Origin of the sequence: Streptomyces sp. NEAU-W12 (assembly GCF_026242095.1) — a bacterium.
In the GTDB taxonomy this organism is placed as follows: Bacteria; Actinomycetota; Actinomycetes; order Streptomycetales; family Streptomycetaceae; genus Streptomyces.
On record NZ_JAPJDM010000018.1, the window covers coordinates 1 to 21,760 of the forward strand.

General features: G+C 74.4%; 3 protein-coding genes (1 of these 3 cut by a window edge). All 3 read right to left on the reverse strand.

The window, feature by feature from the left end:
* A partial coding sequence (locus ORI94_RS22395; protein WP_266078495.1) for a condensation domain-containing protein occupies window positions 1–1,904 on the reverse strand: 1,904 nt, incomplete at its 3' end.
* Complete coding sequence (locus ORI94_RS22400) at window positions 1,901–14,176, reverse strand: non-ribosomal peptide synthetase (RefSeq protein WP_266078497.1); 12,276 nt, start codon at window positions 14,174–14,176, stop codon at window positions 1,901–1,903. The genes ORI94_RS22400 and ORI94_RS22395, both read right to left, overlap by 4 nt.
* Window positions 14,173–21,760 carry the end of a non-ribosomal peptide synthetase gene (locus ORI94_RS22405; protein WP_266078499.1) on the reverse strand. Its footprint extends 8,045 nt past the window's final position, so only the last 7,588 of its 15,633 coding nucleotides appear in the window; the start codon falls outside the window, past its right edge; its stop codon occupies window positions 14,173–14,175. Before ORI94_RS22405 ends, ORI94_RS22400 begins: the two co-directional genes overlap by 4 nt.

The following is a 21,760-nucleotide window of genomic DNA, read 5'->3' on the forward strand; positions in this document are numbered from 1 at the left end:
ATCCCCACCACAAAATTCTCAAAAGCACCCCGAGACACCACCACACCCTTCGGCCGCCCCGTCGAACCCGACGTGTACAACACATACGCCGCAGCCTCAGAAGAAACCGAAACCCCCACATCCGACGACCCGCAACCCGCCAACTCCCCCACCACAACGGCATCATCCAGCACCACACAACGCGCATGCTCCGGCAGGCGCGGCACCAGATCCTTCACCGTGACGGTCACCAACGGGTCGGCATCTCCCACCACATACGCCAACCGCTCCTCCGGGAACTCCGGATCCAACGGCACATACACACCCCCGACCTTCCACACCGCCAACAACGTCACCACCAGATCCACCGAACGCGGCAACACCACCCCCACCACAGAACCCACACCCACACCACGATCCACCAGCAGCCGCGCAAGGCGGTTGACCCGCCCGTTCAACTCCCCGTACGCGACCCGCTCCTCACCACACACCACCGCGAGCGCATCCGCCCGCTCCCCCACCCGAGCCTCGAACCACTCCACCAACGAACCCGACGGAACAACCACATCCGTCTCGTTCCACACCCGCACCACACGCTCGGACTCCTCGGCCGACAGCAGTTCCACGGCCGAGACGGGGCGGTCGGGGGTCGTGTTGATCTGCCGGAGCACCTGGACGAGGCGGTCCAGTGTCGCGCACGCGTCGGCAGCCGAGACGACGTCGGGCTGGTAGCCGAGCCGAAGGCCCAGTTCGTCGCGGGGGGCGACGATGAGGCTCATCGGGTAGTGCGTGGCGTCCGAGGCGTCGGCGTCGACGACGCGGAAGCCCTCGTCGGCCGCGTCCTCTGCGACACCGCTGCTGTCGACCGGGTAGTTCTCGAACACCAGCGCCGTGTCGAAGAGGTCTCCGTGGCCGGACCAGCGCTGGACGTCGGCGAGTCCGACGTGCTGGTGCTCGACGAGGCGGGACTGCTCCTTTTGAACTCGGGTCACCAACTCGCGTAGGTTTTCGCGCTGTTCAAGCACGACGCGCGTGGGCACCGTGTTGATGAACAGGCCGATCATGGTCTCGACGCCGGGCAGGTCCGCGGGCCGGCCCGAGACGGTGCTGCCGAAGGCCACGTCGGTGCGGCCGGTCATGCTCGACAGGACGAGCGCCCAGGCGGCCTGGGTCACCGTGTTGAGGGTGACGCCCCAGTCGCGGGCGCACTGCGCGAGTGCGCGGGTGGTCGCGGCGTCGACGGCCGTCGAGAGCTGCTCGGGGACGTGCGTCGCGCGGTCGCGGTCGGGCGCGAGCAGGGTGGGCTCCTCGAAGCCCGCCATCGCCTCGCGCCACAGCCGTGCGGACTCCTCGCGGTCGCGTGCGGAGAGCCAGCGCAGGAACTCCTTGAACGGGCGTACGCGGGGCAGGCCGCGGTCGCTGCCGTTCTGCCGGTAGAGGACGAGGAGTTCGCGCAACAGGATGGGCAGGGACCAGCCGTCCCACAGGATGTGGTGGTTGGTCAGGACGAGCCGGTAGCGGCCGCTGCCCAGGCGGATGAGCAGGAAGCGCAGCAGCGGCGGCCTGCGCAGGTCGAAGCGCTCCCAGCGGGCGGCCTCGGCCAGTTCGGCGGCGGCTGCCTCGGTGTCGTCGGCGCCGCTGACGTCCTCGTCGCGCCACGGCACCCGTACGGTGGCGGCGATCACCTGCGACCATTCGCCGGACTTGCGCTGGACGAAGGCGGCGCGCAGGTTCGCGTGGCGGCGCAGCAGCGCGGTGGCGGCCGCGTGCAGGCGGTCGCGGTCGACGTCGCCCACGAGGTCGAAGCGCAGCTGCGCCGTGTAGACGTCCGGGCCCGCGTCGTCGTAGACGCTGTGGAAGAGCATGCCCTCCTGGAGCGGGGACAGCGGCAGGACGTCCTCGATGTTCCGGGCCGGCTTGGTCATGCGTCGTTCTCCCAGTCGTCGGCCAGGTCGAGCTCAAGGTCGTCGAGTTCGTCCTGTGTCAGCGTCGTGTCGGTGACGTCGGTGGGGGTGAGTCCACCGGCGCTCGGAGTGGTGGTGTGGGCGGCGAGTCCGGCCAGCGCCTCAGCCCACAGGTCGGCGAGGGCGCGGATGTCCGCTCCGTCGAGGAGTCGGTCGGCCCAGGTCCAGGTGGCGCGGAGCGCGAGCCCGCCGTCCTGGTCCTGGCGGGCGACGGCGTTGACGTCGAGCACGTGCGCGAGCGGGGTCTGCTCGGGCTGCCCGGCGACACCGCCTGCGAGGACGCCCCAGTCGGCGGAGGCGGACGCGGACGCGGCGGTGAAGCGGCCCATGTAGTTGAAGCCGAGCTGCGGGACCGGGTGCGCGCGGAGCGTGTCCGCGGCTCCGGCGGCGAGGTGGCGGAGGAGGCCGTACCCGGCGCCGTTGCCCGGGGTGCCGCGCAGCTGCTCCTTGACCCGCTTCAGCGCGGTGCCGACGGCGGGGCCGCCGGCGGTGACCTCGTGCCAGGCGGCGTCGCCCGCGTCGATGCGTACGGGGTACATGGTGGTGAACCAGCCGACCGTACGGGACAGTTCGGCTCCGGGGACCAAGTCCTCGTCCCGGCCGTGGCCCTCCAGGTCGAGCACCCAGCCGTGGTCCGCGGGGCGGGGCGACCAGCGGGTGAGGGCCAGGGCGAGGGCGGTGAGCAGGACGTCGTCGACGCCCGCGTTGTACAGCCCCACTGTTTCGGTGAGGACGAGGCGGGAGACGTCGGCCGGGACCTCGACGGTGCAGGTGCCGGCGGTGGCGTAGGTGTCCCGCTCGGGGTCGAGTGTCCCTTCGGCGAGCGGTGCGCTCTGCGCGAGCATCCCTTCCCACCAGGGGAGTTCGGCGAGCCGGTCCGGGGACTCGGCCTGGGCGGCGAGCTGCGTCGACCAGCGCCGCACCGAGGTGCCGACCGGGGTGAGCGCCGCGCCGCCGCTGCCGACCGCCTCGGCGAGGTCGGGCAGCAGTACGCGCCAGGACACTCCGTCGACGACGAGGTGGTGGGCGACGACGACCAGGACGCCCGCGGCGCCCGGTCCGCCGTCGAGCCACACCCAGCGCACCATCGCGCCGGCCTCCGGGTCGAGCGTGCCGCGGGCCCGTACGGCCTCGGCGGACGCGAGGGCGAACCAGGCGTCCTCGTCCGCGCAACCGGAGGCGTCCACCCGAGAGACGCACTCGTCGGCGGCGACGCTGCCGGCGGGCCGCACCTCGGCGACGAGGTCGGGCGCGAGGGTGAGCCGGGTGCGCAGGGCGTCGTGGTGGTCGAGTACGCGCTGGATGCCGGTGCACAGGGCGTGTTCGGTGAGGCCGGCGGGGGTGCGCACCGCCTGGGACTGGTTGAACTCGCGCCAGGCGCCGCCTCGTTCGACGAGCCAGGACACGATCGGCAGGGGTGTGAACTCGCCGGTCGGCTCGTCCTCGGCGTCGGCGGCGTCCTGGCCGGACCAGTCCGCGATCTCGGTGAGGGCGGCGGCGGTCCCGTACTCGAAGACGTCGCGTACGGACAGTCCGATCCCGGCGCGGCGGGCACGGGAGACGAGCTGGATGGCGAGGATGCTGTCGCCGCCCAGCTCGAAGAAGCCGTCCTCCACGCCGACGGAGGTGAGCCCGAGGACCTCGGCGAAGAGCCCGCACAGGAGTTCCTCGCGGGTGCCGGCCGCGGCGCGGCTGCTCCCGGCGGCGCTCTCCCACTCAGGTGCGGGGAGCGCCCTGCGGTCGACCTTGCCGTTGGCGGTGAGCGGCAGCCCGTCGAGGACGACGGTGGCGGCCGGGACCATGTAGTCCGGCAGGCGTTCGCGGAGGTAGGCGTCGAGGTTCGCGAGCTGGGACTTCACGTCGCTGACACTCATCGGGTCGTTGGCGCGGCGGGAGCGCGGCACCAGTGTGGCGGGGACGTACCCGTCGGGGAACTGCCTTCCCTGCTCGGCTGGTTGGCAGAGCACGTCGACGTGGCCGTCCTCGCCGGTCGTGGACCAGGTGAGCGCGGTGACCAGGCCGTGCCGTTCGCCCAGCGCGGCGAGCGCCTCGATGTCGACGCCGGGTGCGGACGCGTCGGCCGCGGTGCGGAGTTCGGCGGCGGTGGTGTGCCGCTCGGCGCGTGCCAGGGCGCGGGTGACGGCCAGGTCGGGGGTGAGCCGGTCGCCGGGTACGGAGCGCAGGCGCAGCCGGGTGCCCTCGGCGGCGGCGGCCTTCAGCAGGGTGGCGAATGTCTCCTCGTCGCCGACGTCCGTGCCCCAGTCGAGGCTGCGCAGCGCGGAGGCGGGCGCCGCGGCGGAGGTGTGCAGGACGGTGTCGTAGCGGTAGCGACTGAGTTCGTTGTGGTAGTCGCCGCGCTTGACCCGGATGTCGACGGCCTGGACGCGGGGGTCGCTCTGCGCCCAGTCGGCGAAGTAGTCCGGGTCCAGTTGGAGTTCGTTGTCGAAGAGGACGGCGCGGTCGACGGCCGGGCGCAGTGCCGGCAGCTGGGTGGCCGGGTCGGCCTGGGCCAGCTGGACGGCGCTGTGGAAGAGGCGGGCGAGCCGGAGGTTGCGGACGTCGCCGACGAGGACGGCGCCGCCGGGTGCGAGCAGGTCCAGTGCGCGGTCGAGGACGGTGGTGAGGTAGTCGGCGCCGGGGAAGTACTGCACGACGGAGTTGATGACGATCGTGTCGAAGTAGCCCTGCGGCAGCCCGGTGACGTCGGCGGCGTCCTGGACGCGGAGTTCGACCTTGTCCGCGAGCCCGGGCACGGCGGCGACCTCGTCGGTGAGGCGGGCGACGGCCGGTGCAGAGAAGTCGGTGCCCCAGTAGCTCTCGCAGTCGGGGGCGAGCTCGGCGAGGATCAGTCCGCTGCCGACACCGATCTCCAGGACGCGGCGGGGCCGCAGTTCGCGGATGCGGTCGACGGTGGCCCGCCGCCAGGTGCGCATCTCGGCGAGCGGCAGCGGGGCGTTGTCGTAGCTGGAGTGCCAGCCGCGGAAGTCCTGGCCGAACGCGGGGGTTTCGAGATCGGGCCGGTAGAGGTCCTCGTACACCTCGTGCCAGGCGCCGACGACGTCGGTGGACGCGGACTCGTCGACCTCGACCTGGCGGGCCGGGACGACGTAGGAGACCAGGCGGCGGTCGCCGGGCCGGTCCTCGCGGACCACGGTGGCGGCGTGCGCGACGGCGGGGTGGGCGGCGAGCGCGGCCTCGACCTCGCCGAGTTCGACGCGGAAGCCGCGGAGCTTGATCTGGTCGTCGGCGCGGCCGAGGAACTCGATCTCGCCGCCGCGGTTCCACCGTACGAGGTCGCCGGTGCGGTAGAGCCGTTCGCCCGCGGGCCCGAAGGGGTTGGCGACGAAGCGTTCGGCGGTGGCCACGGGCCGCTCGTGGTAGCCGCGGGCGACGCCTGCGCCGGCGAGGTAGAGCTCTCCCGCGACGCCGGCGGGCACGGGGCGCAGCCGGTGGTCGAGGACGTACGCGGCCATCCCGGCCAGCGGCCGTCCGACGGGTACGGCCGCGGCGCCGGTCTCGTCGTCGGCGATGAGGTGGCTGAGGGCGAACGTGGTGGTCTCGGTCGGCCCGTAGCCGTTGACGACGACCAGGTCGGGGCAGGCCGCGCGGACCCGGGCGACGGCGGTGGGCGACACGACGTCGCCGCCGGTCCACACGCGGCGGGCGCCGGACAGCGCGGTGGGCTCCTCCTCGGCGACCACGCGGAACAGGCCGGCCGTCAGCCACAGTCCGGTGACCCCGTGGCGGGAGACGGTCTCGGCGAGGACCGCCACGTCGACGTCGCCGGGCGGGGCGAACACGATCCGGTTGCCGGTGAGCAGCGGTACCCACAGCTCGTACGTCGAGGCGTCGAACGCCATGGGCGAATGGGCGAGTACGCGTTCCTGGCCTTCCCGCCAGCGCGGGTCGCGGGCGAGGGCGACGATGTCGCGGTGGGTCACGGCGACGCCCTTGGGGACGCCCGACGAGCCGGAGGTGTGCATCACGTACGCCAGCCCCGTGGCGGGGACGGCGGTGCGCGGGGCGGGGGCGCCGGTGGGCTCGGCGTCGAGCACGGCGTGCGGGTCGAGCGTCTCGACGCCCCACTCCTGCGCGGCCGCGGCGTGTACGGGGTCGACGAGCGCGAGGGCGGCCGACGTCTCGGTCAGGAGGTGGCGTACGCGGCCCGCCGGGTCGGTGGGCCGCAGCGGTACGTAGGCGCCGCCGGCCTTGAGGACGGCGAGCAGGGCGACGGGGACGAGGACGCCGCGTTCCATCGCCACGGCGACGGGTGTCTCGGCGGTGACGCCGCGGGCGGTGAGCACGGCGGCGAGGCGGTCGGAGAGCTGGTCGAGCCGGGCGTAGCTGAGCTCCTCGTCGCCCGCGGTGACGGCGACCGCGTCGGGCGCGGTGGACGCGACGGCGGCGAAGGCCTCCGGCACGGAGAGCTCGGGGGCGGTGCGGCCGGTGTCGTTCCACTCGGTGAGGAGCCGGGTGCGCTCGGCTGGGTCGAGCAGGTCCACGTCGTCGACCGGGAGTTCGGGACGGGTGAGGACCTGGTCCAGCACCCGGTGCAGCCCGGCGATGATCCGGTCCGCGGTCTCCTGGTCGAAGACGTCGCTGCTGTACTCCAGGACGCACTGGAACCCGGGGGTCGCGCCCTCGCCGCCGCCCTCGACGAAGAAGAACGCGAGGTCGAACTTGGAGGCGGTGGTCTCGATCTCGGTGGGGGTGACCGTCATGCCGGGGAAGTCGGCGAGCGCGGCCTTCGCCATGGCCTTGTCGGTGTTGTTGAACGCGATCATCGTCTGGAACAGCGGGTGCCGTGCCAGCGACCGCGAGGGGTTGAGCACGTCCACGAGCCGCTCGAACGGCACGTCCTGGTGGGCGTAGGCGGCGAGGTCGGTCTCCCGTACGCGTTCGAGCAGTTCGGCGAACGTGGGGTTGCCGGAGAGGTCGGTGCGCAGCACGAGGCTGTTGACGAAGAAGCCGACCAGTTCGCTGAGCGCGTCGTCGGTGCGTCCGGCGATGGGCGAGCCGAGCGGGATGTCGGTGCCGCCTCCCAGTCGGGAGAGCAGCGTGGCGACGGCCGCGTGCACGACCATGAAGGGGCTGCAGCCGTGTTCGCGGGCGAGCGCGGCCAGTGCGGCGTGGTGCTCGGCGGAGACGGTGAACGGCACCCTGCGCCCCTGGTAGGAGGAGACCGGCGGGCGGGGCCTGTCGAAGGGCAGGGCGAGCTCGTCGGGCAGCTCGGCGAGGCGCTCGCGCCAGTAGTCGAGCTGGCTGGACAGGACGCTGTCGGGGTCGTCCTCGGAGCCGAGGTTCTCGCGTTGGCAGAGGGCGTAGTCGGCGTACTGCAGGGGCAGTTCGGGCCACTGCGGGGCGTGCCCCGCCAGGCGTGCGGTGTACGCGGCGGTCATGTCGCGGACCATCGGGCCGAGCGACCAGCCGTCGCCCGCGATGTGGTGCAGCATCACCTCCAGTACCCAGTCGGTGCCCTCGTCGTCCAGGCGCAGCAGCCAGCCCCGGACGGGGAGTTCGCCGGTGAGGTCGAAGGTGTGCCGGGCGAGGCGGGCGAGGACCTCGGGCAGCTTCGCCTCGTCGGTGGGCAGGACCTCCAGCTCCGGTACGGCCCGCCCGGCGGGGAGCACGATCTGCCGGGTGCCGTCGTCGCCGTCGGCGAAGACGGTGCGCAGGCTCTCGTGCCGGGCGACGACGTCGGCGAAGGCGGCCCGCAGCGCCTCGACGTCGAGTGCGCCGCGCATGCGGACGGCGAGCGGGATGTTGTAGGTGGGGCTCGGCCCCTCCAGCCGGTGGATGAACCACAGCCGCTGCTGTGCGAACGACACCGGGACGGTCTCGGGGCGCGGGACGACGCGGCGCAGGGCGGTGCGGGCGCGGCGCGAGGAGCCGATACGGGCGCTGAGCGCGGCGACCGTCGGGGTGTCGAAGAGGTCCCTGATGGCCACCTCGACGCCGAGCGCGGAGCGGATGCGGCTGACCAGGCGGGTGGCGAGCAGCGAGTGGCCGCCGATGTCGAAGAACCCGTCGTCGACGCCGACCTCTTCCAGGCCGAGCACCTCGGCGAAGAGGCCGCAGAGGATCTCCTCCTCGGGGCCGCGGGGGGCGCGGGCGGCGGGCTGCGCGTCGTACCGGGGTGCGGGGAGCGCCGCCCGGTCGAGCTTGCCGTTCGGGGTCAACGGCAGGGTCTCCAGGTCCACCTGGGCGGCGGGGACCATGTGGGCGGGCAGCCGTTCGGCGAGCCAGTCCCGCAGCGGCGGTACGGAGCCGCCGGGGTGCGGCACGACGTAGGCGACCAGGCGCTGGTCGTCGGTGCGGTCCTCGCGCACGGTCGCGGCGGCCGCGGCGACGTCCGGGTGGGCCTCCAGCGCGGCCTCGATCTCACCGAGTTCGACGCGGTGGCCGCGGATCTTGACCTGGTCGTCGGCGCGCCCGACGAACTCCAGCTCGCCGTGGCGGGTCCAGCGGACGACGTCGCCGGTGCGGTACATGCGGCCGCCGCCCGGCGCGAAGGGGTCGGCCACGAAGCGGGACGCGGTGAGGGCGGGACGGCGCCAGTAGCCGCGGGCCACACCGGCACCGGCGACGTACAGCTCGCCCGCGACGGAGGGCGGTACGGGCCGCAGGGCCCCGTCGAGGACGTACACCCGCAGGTCGGGGATGCGCTCTCCGATGACGCCGGTGTGGGCCGCGGCGGCGACGCCCGGGTCGAGGGGCCGGTGGGTGACGTGGACGGTCGTCTCGGTGATGCCGTACATGTTCACCAGGACCGGGGAGCCGGCCGGATGCCGCTCGTACCACTCCGCGAGGCGGCGGGTGTCCAGCGGTTCGCCGCCGAAGACGACGCGGCGCAGGGCCAGGCGTGCGCCCGCCTCGGGGTGCTCGCGCTCGGCGGCGGCCAGCTGGTGGAAGGCCGAGGGGGTCTGGCTGAGGATCGTGACGCCCTCGTCGCCGAGCAGCCGGAGGAAGTCGGCGGGCGAGGTGCGCTGCGCGTGCGAGACGACCACGAGCCGTCCGCCGTGCAGCAGCGCGCCGCACAGCTCCCACACGGAGAAGTCGAAGGCGTAGGAGTGGAAGAGGGTCCACACGTCGTCGGGGCCGAAGCCGAACCAGTGGTCGGTGGAGCGGAACAGCCGCGCCACGTTGCGGTGTTCGACCATCACGCCCTTGGGGGTGCCGGTGGAGCCCGAGGTGTAGATCATGTACGCGGGGTGGGCCGGGGTGAGCGGCCGGGTGCGGTCGGCGTCGGTGACGTTCGCGGGGTCCGCGTCGGCCCGCGCGGCGGCGGTGCCGGGGTCGTCGAGCAGCAGGAGCGGCGAGCGCGCGGCGAGCGTCCCGGCCTGCTCGGCGGTGGTGACGGTCAGCGCGGGCCCGGCGTCGGCGAGGGTGCGGCGGAGGCGGTCGGCCGGGTAGTCCGGGTCGAGGGGTACGTAGGCGCCGCCGGCCTTCCAGACGGCGAGGAGCGCGACGACGAGCTCCGCCGAGCGGGGCAGCGCGACGGCGACGAAGTCGCCCGTGCCGACGCCGCGGTCGATGAGGACGCGGGCCAACCGGTTGGCGTGCGCGTTGAGTTCGCCGTACGTCAGGGCGCCGGTGCCGTCGGTGACCGCGACGGCGTCGGGGGTGGCGGCGGCGTGTGCCTCGACCGCGGGGTGCAGGGTCTCGGGGACGGTGTCGGCGACCGGGGTGTTCCAGTCGACGAGCATCCGCTGCCGCTGGCCCGCGTCGAGCACGTCGAGTGCGGACAGCGGGGTGTGCGGGCTGTCGGCGACCTGGCGGAGCAGCAGCTGGAGCCCGAGGATCAAGGCCTGGACGGTCTGCCGGTCGAAGAGGTCGGTGCGGTAGCCGATCGCACCGGCCAGATGCGGCTCCCCGCCGTCGGCGGCGGGGCGTTCGGCGAGCGAGACGGTGAGGTCGAAACGCGCCGTCGCGACGTCGATGTCCAGCGCCTCGGCCTCCAGCCCGGGCAGTGACACCGACTCGGCACGGTCGCCGGGGTTGTTGTAGGTGACCATCGTCTGGAACAGCGGGTGCCGGGACAGCGACCTGGTGGGGTTCAGCGTCTCGACGAGGTGCTCGAACGGCACGTCCTGGTGCTGGTAGGCGGCGAGGTCGGTGACGCGGGCCCGGGCGAGGAGTTCGGTGAACGTCGGGTCGCCGGACAGGTCGGTGCGCAGGACGAGGGTGTTGACGAAGAAGCCGACCAGATCGGTGAGCTTCTCGTCGGTGCGGCCCGCGATCGGGGCGCCGACCGGGATGTCGGTCCCGGCGCCGAACCGCGACAGCAGCGCGGCCACGGCGGCGTGCACCAGCATGAACATGCTGCAGCCCCGGCTGCGGGCCAGCGCGCGCAGCTTCCCGTGGACCTCGGCGGGCACGGCGAACGGCAGCCGGGCGCCCTCGTGCGAGGCGACGGCCGGGCGCGGCCGGTCGACGGGCAGGTCGAGCTCGTCCGGCAGCCCGGCCAACTGCTCTTGCCAGTAGGCGAGTTGGGTGGCCAGCAGGCCGTCGTCGGCGTCCACGTCCGCCACACGCTCCTCGCGTGCGTCGTCGCCGAGCAGCGCACGCTGCCAGAGCGTGTAGTCGGCGTACTGCACCGGCAGCGGCGCCCACGTCGGCGCGGTGCCGCCCACGCGGGCGGTGTAGGCGCGGGTGAGGTCGCGGGCCAGCGGCGCCATCGACCAGCCGTCGGTGGCGATGTGGTGCACGACCAGCACCAGCACCCACTCCGCGGGGGCGAGCCGCAGCACGGTGGCGCGCAGGGGCGCCTCGGCGGTGAGGTCGAAGGGGTGCGCGGCGGCGCTCGCGAGGGCGGCCGGCAGTTCCTCCCGGCCGCAGTCCCGGATGTCCACGGGCGGTTCGGCGCGCTCCAGCAGGACCTGGGCGGGCCCGTCGGCGGTGGTGGCGATGACGGTGCGCAGGCTCTCGTGCCGCACGGCGACGTCGGCCAGCGCCGTGCTGAGGGCCGCGGTGTCCAGCTCGCCGGAGAGCCGCAGCGCCAGCGGGATGTTGTACGTCGGGCTCGGCCCCTCCAGCTCGTACAGGAACCACAGCCGCTGCTGCGCGAAGGACAGCGGTACGTGCGCGGGGCGGGACGCCGCGGGAAGCAGCGGGGTGCGGGGGCGGTCGGTCCGCTCGGCGAGGAGCCGGACCAGCTCGGCGGGGGTGGAGTGCTCGAACACGTCCCGCAGCGCGAGTTCGACGCCCAGGGTGGCGCGGACGCGGGAGACCAGGCGGGTCGCCAGCAGAGAGTGGCCTCCCCTGGCGAAGAACCCGTCGTCGACGCCGACGGACGGCAGGCCGAGGATCTCGGCGTACAGCCCGCAGACGATCTCCTCCTGCGGGGTGCGGGGCGCGCCGGAGACCGCGGCGGGCTCGTCCCACTCGGGGGCGGGCAGCGCCCTGCGGTCCGCCTTGCCGTTCGGGGTCAGCGGGACCTCCGCCAGCGTGACGACGGCGGTGGGGACCATGTACTCGGGGAGCCACTGCGCCGCCTCGCGGAGCACGTCCGCGGCGGGGCGTCCGCCGTCGGCCGGCACCACGTAGGCGACGAGCCGCTGGTCGCCGGGGCGGTCCTCGCGGACGGCGGCGACGGCCCGTACGACGCCGGTGCAGCGCTCCAACGCGGCCTCGACCTCACCGAGTTCGATGCGGTGGCCACGTACCTTGACCTGGTCGTCGGCCCGGCTGACGAAGACGAGTTCGCCCTCGGGGGTCCAGCGCACGAGGTCGCCCGTGCGGTACATCCGGGTGCCCGGCGCGCCGAACGGGTCGGCGACGAAGCGTTCCGCGGTGAGGCCCGGGCGACCGCGGTAGCCGCGTGCGACGCCGGACCCGGCGACGTACAGCTCGCCGGGGACGCCGGGCGGCACCGGGCGCAGTCCGTCGTCCAGCACGTACGTCCTCGCGTGCGGGAACGCGCGTCCCACCGGCACGGGCCCGGCGGGGGTGGGGGCGCCGGGTGCCAGCACGAACTGGCAGCAGTTCACGGTGGTTTCGGTGGGGCCGTAGGCGTTGACCACGGTCGCGCCGGGCCGGTCGGCGCGCCACCGCTCCAGCGCGGCGCCCTGGAGCGCCTCGCCACCGAGGACGAGCGTGCCCGAGGGGCGCATCGCCTCCGGCACCAGGGAGAGCAGGGGCAGGTGGCTCGGTGTCACCTTCGCCAGCTTCACCCCGCCCGCGGCGGTGACGGCGTCGGGGACCGGGGTGTCGGCGTCCCAGGTGCCGAGCCACACCGTGCCGCCCGCGGTGAGCGGGGTGATGAGGCCGGTGACGGTCAGGTCGAACGCGACGGAGGAGCCGACGAGGGTCACTCCGGTCATGTCCGGGTAGGCGCCCGCGGCGTAACCCACGTACGCGGCGACGCTCTCGCGCGACACGACCACGCCCTTGGGCAGTCCCGTGGAGCCGGAGGTGTGGATCACGTAGGCGGCGCACTGCGGCGGTACGTCGGCGTCGGGGGCGCCGGGGTCCGCGTCGCGCAGGCGGGCGGCGGTGCCGGGGTCGTCCAGGAGCAGGGCGGTGCCCGGGACGCGTGCGGCGAGCGCGCCGGTGGTGACGGTGAGGACGGGCGCGCTGTCGCCGAGGATGTGCCGGGTGCGTTCGGCGGGGTGCGCCGGGTCCAGCGGTACGTAGGCGCCGCCGGCCTTCCAGACCGCGAGCAGCGCGACGAGCAGTTCGGTGCCGCGCGGCAGCAGCACGCCGACCGGTGCCTCGGGGCCCACGCCGGATGCGGCGAGTACCCGGGCGAGGCGGCCCGCGCGCTCGTTCAGCTCGGCGTACGTCAGCTGCCCGTCGTCGGCGACGACCGCGAGGGCGTCGGGCGTGGCGGCGGCCTGGCGGGTGAACAGGCCGGTGAGGTCGTGGGGTTCGGCGGGGGTGCCGGTGCGGTTCCAGGTGTCGGTGAGGGTGTGCCGCTCCTCGGCGGACAGCAGCGGGATGCCGCCGAGCGGGCTGCCGGGGTCGCCGGCGGCGGTGGTGAGCACGTTCCGCAGGGCCTGCGCGTACCGCCCGGCGAGGGCGGCGTCGACGAGGTGCGGCTGGTACTTCAGGTGCAGGGTCAGGGTCTCGCCGGGGAGGGCGAGGAGGTAGAGCGGGTAGTGCGTCGCGCTCTGCGCCTCGACGTCGGTGACCTTCAGGTCGTCGAACGTGCCGCCGTCGTCGCCGTCGAACGGGTAGTTCTCGAAGACGGTGACGGTGTCGAAGAGTTCGCGGTGCCCGGCCCAGCGCTGGATGTCGGCAAGGCCGACGTGGTGGTGGTCGGCGAGGCCCGCGTGCTCGGCCTGGAGCCGCAGCAGCAGCTCCCGCAGCGGCTCGGCCGGGTCCAGTACGGCCCGTACCGGCACGGTGTTGATGAACATGCCCACCATGGTCTCCACGCCGGGCAGCTCCGCGGGGCGGCCGGAGACGGTGGCGCCGAAGACGACGTCCCGCCGTCCGGTGAGCGCGCCCAGCGCGACGGCCCAGCCGGCCTGCACCAGGGTGTTGAGGGTGACGCCGAGCTCCCGTGCGCGCTGCTGGAGTCCGCGCGTCGTCTCGGCGTCGAGCGTGGCGGTGAGCGTCTCGGGTACGGCGGCGACGCGGCTTCCGCCCGCGGGCCCGGCGAGCGTGGGTCCGGTCACGCCGTCCAGGGCGCGGCGCCAGGCCCGCTCGGAGCTCGCGCGGTCGCGGCCGGAGAGCCAGCCCAGGTACTCCTTGTACGGGCGGACCCTGGGGAGGCCGCGGTCGTCGCCGGACTGCCGGTGCAGGACGGCGAGTTCGCGCAACAGCACCGAGGAGGACCAGCCGTCCCACAGGATGTGGTGGTGGGTCATCAAGAACCGGTGGCGGCCCGGGGCGAGGCGGATCAGGGTGAACCGCACGAGCGGCGGCAGCCGCAGGTCGAACCGCGCCCACCGGTCCGCCTCCACGAGCTTCCCGGCGGCGGCCTCGGGGTCGGTCTCGGCGCTGACGTCCTCGTCGCGCCACGGCAGGGTCACCGACCGGGCGACGACCTGGACGGGCTTGGACAGGCCCTCGTGGCGGAAGCCCATTCGCAGGTTGGCGTGCCGGCGCAGGAGTGCCTCGGCCGCCGCGTACAGGCGGTCGCGGTCGAGTTCGCCGTGCAGGTCGACGGCGAGCTGCCGCACGTACAGGTCGGCGGGGCCCTCGTCGTGGATGTTGTGGAAGAGCATGCCCTCCTGGAGCGGGGAGAGCGGAAGGATGTCTTCGATGTTGCGGCGCGGCGTGCTCATGCGGAGCCTCCCCAGTCGGCGTCAAGAAGTTCGATCTCGTGCTGGCTCAGGTCGGCCAGGGAGAGGTCGGAGGGCGTGAGTCCGCCGGCTCCGGGGTCTTCGGTGTGCACGGCGACGCCGTTGAGGGCGTCGGTGCACAGCCGGGCGAGGGCGGTGACGTCCTCGCGGGTCAGCAGCCGGGGTGCCCAGCTGAAGTTCATGCGGAGCCGGAGGCTGCCCCCGGTCTCCTCGGCGACCGCGTTGAGCTCCACGACGTGGCTCATCGGGGTGTCCGGTTCCCCTTCGGGGAGGGCGCCGGGCAGCGGCTGCCAGTCCGGTACGCGCCCGGGGACGGCGGTGCGCAGCCGGCCCAGGTAGTTGAAGCCCACCTGCGGCGCGGGGTGAGCGCGCAGGGCCTCGGCGGTACCGGGATTGAGGTGGCGCAGCAGGCCGTAGCCCACACCGTGGTCGGGTACCTCGCGGAGCTGCTCCTTGACGCGTTTGATGACGTCCCCGACGACGGGCCCGCCGGAGGTGAAGTCCGGCCAGCTGACATGGCCTGGCTCCAGGGCCACCGGGTAGAGGGTCGTGAACCAGCCCATGGTGCGGGAGAGTTCGGCGCCGGGCAGCCAGTCGTCGTGCCGGCCGTGGCCCTCCAGGTCCACCACGCAGCCCGTACCGTCCAGCGGGCTCCGCCAGTGCGAGAGAGCGGCGGCGAAGGCGGCCAGCAGGACGTCCTCGGCGCCCGCGTGGAACAGTTCGGCCGCCCGTACGAGGACGGTCTCGGTGACCTCGGGCGTCAGGGACTCGGTCAGCAGCCCCATGGTGCTGTGCAGGTCCCGCGCGGGGTCCAGCTCTCCGTCGGCGACTGGCCGCCCGGCGGCGAGCACGGACTCCCACCGGGGCAGCTCCGCGATCCTGCGGTCGGTGGTGGCCTGCCGGGCCAGCTCCTGCGACCAGGTGCGCAGCGACGTGCCCGCCGGGGGCAGTGCCGCGGCGGGGGCGCCGCCTCTGCGGGCGCCATCGACCGCCTGCGCCAGATCGGGCAGCAGGGCGCGCCAGGAGATGCCGTCGACGACCATGTGGTGGGCGACGACGACGAGTTCGCCGGGGGCGAGAGGGCCCGCGTCGAGCCAGACCATGGCGAGCATGCGGCCCTCGGCCGGGTCGAGCAGGTCGCGTGCGGCGAGGGCGCGTGCCGTGCGCTCCTCCCGTACGGCCTCCGCGTCGCGGCCCTCGACGTCGACGCGGGTCAGCACCGACTCGGCGTCGACCGAGCCCGCCGGGGCGACGTCCAGGACCTCGCCCAGCGCGGGGTCGCGGCGGGTACGGGCGCGGAGCACGTCGTGGCAGTCCAGTACGGCCCGGACGGCGGTTACCAGGTCCGTCCACTCCAGTCCTGCCGGTGCCCGCAGGACCTGGGTGTGGCTGTACCCGGCCCAGTTGCCGCCGCGTTCCAACAGGGCGCGGGCGGCGGGCAGTTGTGGGAAGACGCCGGTGCCGTCTTCGGCTGCGGCCCGCCCGCCGTCGGCGTCCGACCACTCCGCGACCTCCGCGAGCTCGGCGACCGTGGGGTGCTGGAAGAGGTCCCGGACGGAGAAGTCCGCACCGATGCGCCGTGCGCGGCCGACGACCTGGATGGCGACGATGCTGTCGCCGCCGAGCGAGAAGAACGAGTCGTCCACGCCGACCTCGGCGACGCCGAGCACCTCGGCGAGGAGCGCGCACAGTGCTTCCTCGCGCGGGCCGTCCGCCGCGCGGCCCGCGTCGGTGCGCTCGTACTCGGGCGCGGGCAGCTTCGAGCGGTCCACCTTGCCGCTGCTGTTGAGCGGCAGCGTGTCGAGGGTGACCCAGGCGGCGGGGACCATGTAGTCGGGCAGCCGCTCGTCCAGGTGGTCGGCCACCGCCGGGTCCGGTGCGCCGGTGTAGGCGACGTACGCGACGAGTCGCCGGTTGCCGGGGCGGTCCTCGCGCGCCATCACCACCGCCCGCCGCACCGAGGGGTGTTCGGCGAGCACGGACTCGATCTCGCCGAGCTCGATCCGGTGGCCGCGCACCTTCACCTGGTCGTCGACGCGGCCCGCGAACACCAGGTTGCCGTCGTCGGTCCAGCGCACCAGGTCGCCGGAGCGGTACATCCGGCTGCCGGGCGCGCCGAACGGGTCGGCGACGAAGCGCTCGGCGGTCAGGCCCTCGCGGCCCCAGTAGCCGCGCGCGACCAGGGCGTCGGCGATGTAGAGCTCACCGGCGACGCCGGGCGGTACGGGGCGCAGGCCGGCGTCGAGGACGTACAGCCGAGCGTGCGGGTAGGGGCGTCCGATCGGTACGGGCCCCGTGGGCGTGGGGTCGCCCGGCCGGAGGGCGAACTCCGAGCAGTTGACGGTCGCTTCGGTCGGACCGTAGGCGTTGACGACCCGTACGCCGGGGTGCTGGGCGCGCCAGCGCGCGAGCGCCGGGCCCTGGAGGGCCTCGCCGCCGATCACGAGGGTGCCGGAGGGCGACATCTCCTCGGGCAGCAGCGAGAGCACGGCCAGATGGCTGGGGGTGATCTTGGTGGCGGAAATTCCGCCGGCCTCCGTGACGGCGGCGGGGACGGGCTCGTTCGGGTCCCACCGGCCGAGCCACACGCAGCCGCCGACGACCAGCGGCGTGAACAGCCCGGTGACCGTCGCGTCGAAGGCCACCGAGGAACCGACCAGGACGACCCCGCGCATGTCGGGATACTCCCGGGACGAATAACCGACGTACGCGGCCACGTTGGTGTGCGCGAGCACGACGCCCTTGGGGCGTCCCGTCGAGCCGGAGGTGTAGATGACATACGCCGCGGCGGTGCCCGGCTGCGGCACCTCCACCGGTTCGGGCGCGTGGCGGTCGGCCTCGGCGGCGAACCCCGGGGTGTCCACCACGAGGCAGGGTGCGGCGCCCGCCACCTTCTCCTGAAGGTCCGTGGTGGTCAGTACGAGCACGGGCTTCGCGTCGTCGAGGACGTAGCCGATGCGCTCGGTCGGGTAGTCGGGGTCGATCGGCAGATAGGCGGCGCCCGTCTTCCACACGGCGAGCACCGCGGCCACGAAGTCGACGCCGCGCGGCAGCAGTACGGCGACGAACGACTCCGGTCCGGCCCCGCGGTCGCGCAGGACGCGGGCGAGGCGGTCGGCGCGCTCGCCGAGCTGCGCGTACGTCAGGGCGTCGCCGCCGCTGACGGTGGCGTACGCCTGCGGGGTGCGCCGGATCTGCTCGTGGACCCAGTCGCGGACGGTGCCGGGCCGGTCGTGCCCGGTGCCGCTGTTCCACTCCTCGACGATGCGGTGCCGCTCGTCGCGGTCCAGCAGGTCCAGCGTTCCGGAGGCCTGGTCGGGGGCGGTGGCGAGGCCGCGGAGCACGGTGGTCAGCCGACGCAGCGTCGCCTCGGCCTGTGCGGCGTCGACGACGTCGGGCTGGGAGTCCAGGCGCAGCGCGAGTTCGTCGCCGGGGGCGACGACGAGGCCGAGCGAGTAGTGCGTGGCGCCGCGGCCGTGGACGGCGGCGATCCGGAATCCGCTGCCGTCGGTGGAGAGGGTGTCAGGTGCCACGGGGTAGTTCTCGAAGACCAGCGCGGTGTCGAACAGCTCCCCCTGGCCCGACCACCGTTGGATGTCGACGAGGCCCACGTGCTGGTGTTCCAGCAGCGCGGACTGCTCCCGCTGGATCCGCTCCACGAGTCCGCGGAGGGTTTCGGCGGGGCGCAGGGACACCCGTACGGGCACGGTGTTGATGAACAGCCCCACCATCGACTCCGCGCCCGGCAGGTCGGCGGGGCGCCCGGAGACGGTGGCGCCGAACACGATGTCGCCGCGGCCGGTCGTCCAGGACAGCACCAGCGCCCAGGCCGCCTGCACCACGGTGTTCACCGTGACGCCCCACTCGCGGGCGTACGCGCCGAGCGCCGCGGTGGTCTCCCGGTCGACGGTGGTGTGCCGCTGTTCGGGCACGGTGGTGGCGCGGGCCCGGTCGGCGGCCAGGAGCGTGGGCTCGGGCAGCCCGTCGAGGGCCTCCCGCCAGGCTCGTTCGGCCGCGTCCCGGTCGCGGGCCGCGAGCCAGGCGAGCCGGTCGCGGTACGGGGGCACGGGCGGCAGGGCTCGTTCGTCGGCGCCGTCGCGGTAGAGGGTCAGCAGCTCGCGCAGCAGGACGGGCGCGGACCAGCCGTCCCACAGGATGTGGTGGTTGGCCATCAGGAAGCGGAACCTGCCGGGCCCGAGCCGGATCAGGGTGAACCGAGCCAGCGGCGGCGCGTCCAGCGGGAACGGCTCCCAGCGGGCGGCGGCCGTCAGCTCCTCGGCGGCGGCCTGCGGGTCGGCGGCGCCGGAGACGTCCTCGTCGCGCCACGGCACCCGCACGGTGCGGGTCACCACCTGGCACCACTCCCCCGAGTCCCGCTGCACGAAGCCGGCCCGCAGGTTGGGGTGGCGCCGCAGCAGGGCGCCCGCGGCGGCGTGCAGCCGGTCGCGGTCCACGTCGCCGTCGAGGTCGAAGGCGAGCTGCGCGGTGTAGACGTCGGTGCCGGTGTCGTCGTAGAGGTGGTGGAAGAGCATGCCGCGCTGGAGCGGGGACAGCGGGAGCACGTCCTCCACCCCGGGGTGGGCCGCCTCGAGTTGCTCGATCTCGGCCTGGTCGAGGGTCGGGTCGGCCAGGTCGCTCGGGGTGAGCCCGCCAAAGTGCGGTGCGTCGGCGTACGCGGCGATCGCCGCCAGCGCACACGCCCACAACCCGGCGAGTTCCTCCACGCGCTGCCGCGTGATCAGCCGGGGTGCCCAGCTGAAGTGGGCGCGCAGGCGCGGCCCGTCGCCGCCGTCCTCGGCACCGGCGTTGACGGCGACGACGTGGCTGAGCGGGGTGTGCGGTCCGGGTCCGGCCACACCGGCGGCGACCGGCTGCCAGTCGGTGGCCGCGCCGGGCACGACGGCGGACCTGCCGAGGTAGTTGAACGCCAGCTGGGGGGCTTCGAGTCGGCGCAGGGCTTCCGCGGTCCCGGGGTTCAGGTGGCGGAGCAGGCCGAAGCCCGCGCCGTTGCCCGGGGTGGCGCGCAGCTGCTCCTTGACGCGCTTGAGCGCGGCGCCCACGGCGGTCTCTCCCGGACCGGACTCCTGCCACGGCTGGTTCCCGGCCGCGAGGCGTACGGGGTGGAGCGTGGTGAGCCAACCGACGGTCCGCGACAGGTCGGCGCCGGGCAGCAGTTCCTCGTGCCGCCCGTGGCCCTCCAGGTCGACGACCCAGCCGTCGCCGCCGTCGTGCGGTGCCCAGCGGTCCAGTGCGAGGGCGAGTCCGGCGAGCAGGACCTCCTCGGCGTTGGCCCGGAGCAGTCCCGGCACCCGGTCGAGCAGGGTCCGCGAGACGTCCTCGGGCAGTGTGACGGTGTGCACGCCCGCGGTGCCGTAGGTGTCGACGCCGCTGTCGAGCGTCCCGTCGGCGACCGGGCTCGGGGACTCCAGCACTGCTTCCCACCAGGGGAGTTCGGCGGTCCGCTCGTCGGTCGTGGCCTGCCGGGCGATCTCCTGCGACCAGCGGCGTACGGACGTCCCGACGGGTGCGGGGGGCGTCCCGCCGTCCGCGGCGCCGCGTACGGCCTCGGCGAGGTCGGGCAGCAGCACCTGCCACGACACTCCGTCGACGACCAGGTGGTGGGCGACGAGGACCAGCGCGCCGGGCGCGTCCGGGCCCGCGTCGAGCCACACGCAGCGGAGCATGTCGCCCTCGGCCGGGTCGAGTCGGCGCCGGGCGCGGTCGGCGTGCTCGGACAGCAGCCGCGGCCACTCCGCGTCCCCGGTGCCCGCGGGCACCTCGACGCGGTCCAGACAGGAGCCGGCCGGCACGGCACCGGCGAGTCGTACGTCCAGCTCGGGGAGCGCGTCCAGCGCCTCGGCGGGGACCAGCCGGGAACGCAGGACGTCGTGCCGGTCGAGGAGGGACTGGAGCGCGGTGCGCAGCGTCGCCTCGTCGAGCCCGACGGGGGTGCGTACGGCCTGGGACTGGTTGAACTCCCGCCAGTCACCCCCGCGTTCGAGCAGCCAGGAAACGATCGGCAGCGCCGGGAAGCGGCCGGTGCCGTCGTCGTCCGCGGCCTCGTCCGTGCCGCGGCCCGACCAGTCGGCCACCTCGGCGAGGCGGGCGACGGTCGGGTGCTCGAAGACGTCGCGCACCGACAGGGACGCACCCGCGCGGCGGGCGAGGGAGACCAGCCGCATGCTCATGATGCTGTCGCCGCCGCGGGTGAAGAAGCCGTCGTCGATCCCGACCTCCTCCAGGCCGAGGACCTCCGCGTACAGGGAGCAGAGCAGCTCCTCGCGGGCGTCGCGGGGGCGGCGCGGGGAGCCCGTGCCGGACTCCCAGTCGGGTGCGGGCAGCGCCTTGCGGTCGACCTTGCCGTTCGGTGTCAGCGGCACGGCGGGCAGCGGCACCACGGCGGCGGGCACCATGTGGGCGGGCAGCCGCTCGCCGAGGTGCGCGCGGAGGTCGGCGAGGTGGACGGAGAGGTCGGCCTCGTCACAGGTGGTCACGGTGTACAGCACCAGGCGGCGGTCGCCGGGCCGGTCCTCGCGGACCACGGCGACGGCCTGCTCCACGGCGGGGTGGTCGGCGGCCACGGACTCGATCTCGCCGAGCTCGATGCGGAAGCCGCGCAGCTTGACCTGGTCGTCGGCGCGGCCCACGAACAGCAGCGCGCCCTCCCGGGTGTATCTGACCAGGTCGCCCGTGCGGTACATCCGCTCGCCCGGCTCCCCGAAGGGGCAGGCGACGAACCGCGCCGCGGTGAGGGCGGGGCGCCCCCGGTAGCCGCGGGCGAGACCGGCCCCGGAGACGTACAGCTCTCCGGCCACTCCCGGCGGGACCGGGTGCAGGAACCCGTCCAGCACCCAGACGCGGGCGTCGGTGACCGGCCGGCCGAGCGGTACGGGCTCGCCGCCGCGCAGCGGTGCGCTGATCGTCGCGCAGACCGTCGTCTCGGTCGGGCCGTATGCGTTCACCATGCGGCGGCCGGGGGCGAAGCGGGCGACCTGGTCGGGTCCGACCGCCTCACCGGCGACCACGAGCACCATGCCGTCGGGCAGCGCGCCGTCGGCGAGCACGGGCAGGGCGGACGGCGGCAGGGTGGCGTGGGTGACGCCGCGTTCGGCGAGCAGCGCCGCCAGCGGCTCTCCGGGCACGAGGCGTTCGGCGGGGGCGACGACGAGCCGTCCGCCGGACAGCAGGGCCATGCAGATCTCCCACGCGGCGGCGTCGAAGCTCAGCGAGGCGAACTGGAGCACGCTGCTGCCCGGTCCCGCGCCGAGGTGCTCCCGGTGGGTGCGGGCGAGGGCGGCGAGCCCGCGGTGGGTGACGGTGACGCCCTTGGGCTGCCCCGTCGATCCGGAGGTGTAGATCACGTACGCCGGGTGGTCGGGGTGCAGCGGCCTGATCCGGTCGGCGCCGGTGGGCGCGTGGGCGGGTGCGCCGCTGTCCGGCCCGGCGGGCAGTTCCTCGAAGAGGGCGACCGGTACGCCGTCCCAGTGCGCGCCCTCGGTCAGCCCCGCGGTGGTCAGCAGAAGCACGGGGGCGGCGTCCCGCAGCATGTGGGCGATACGGACGGCG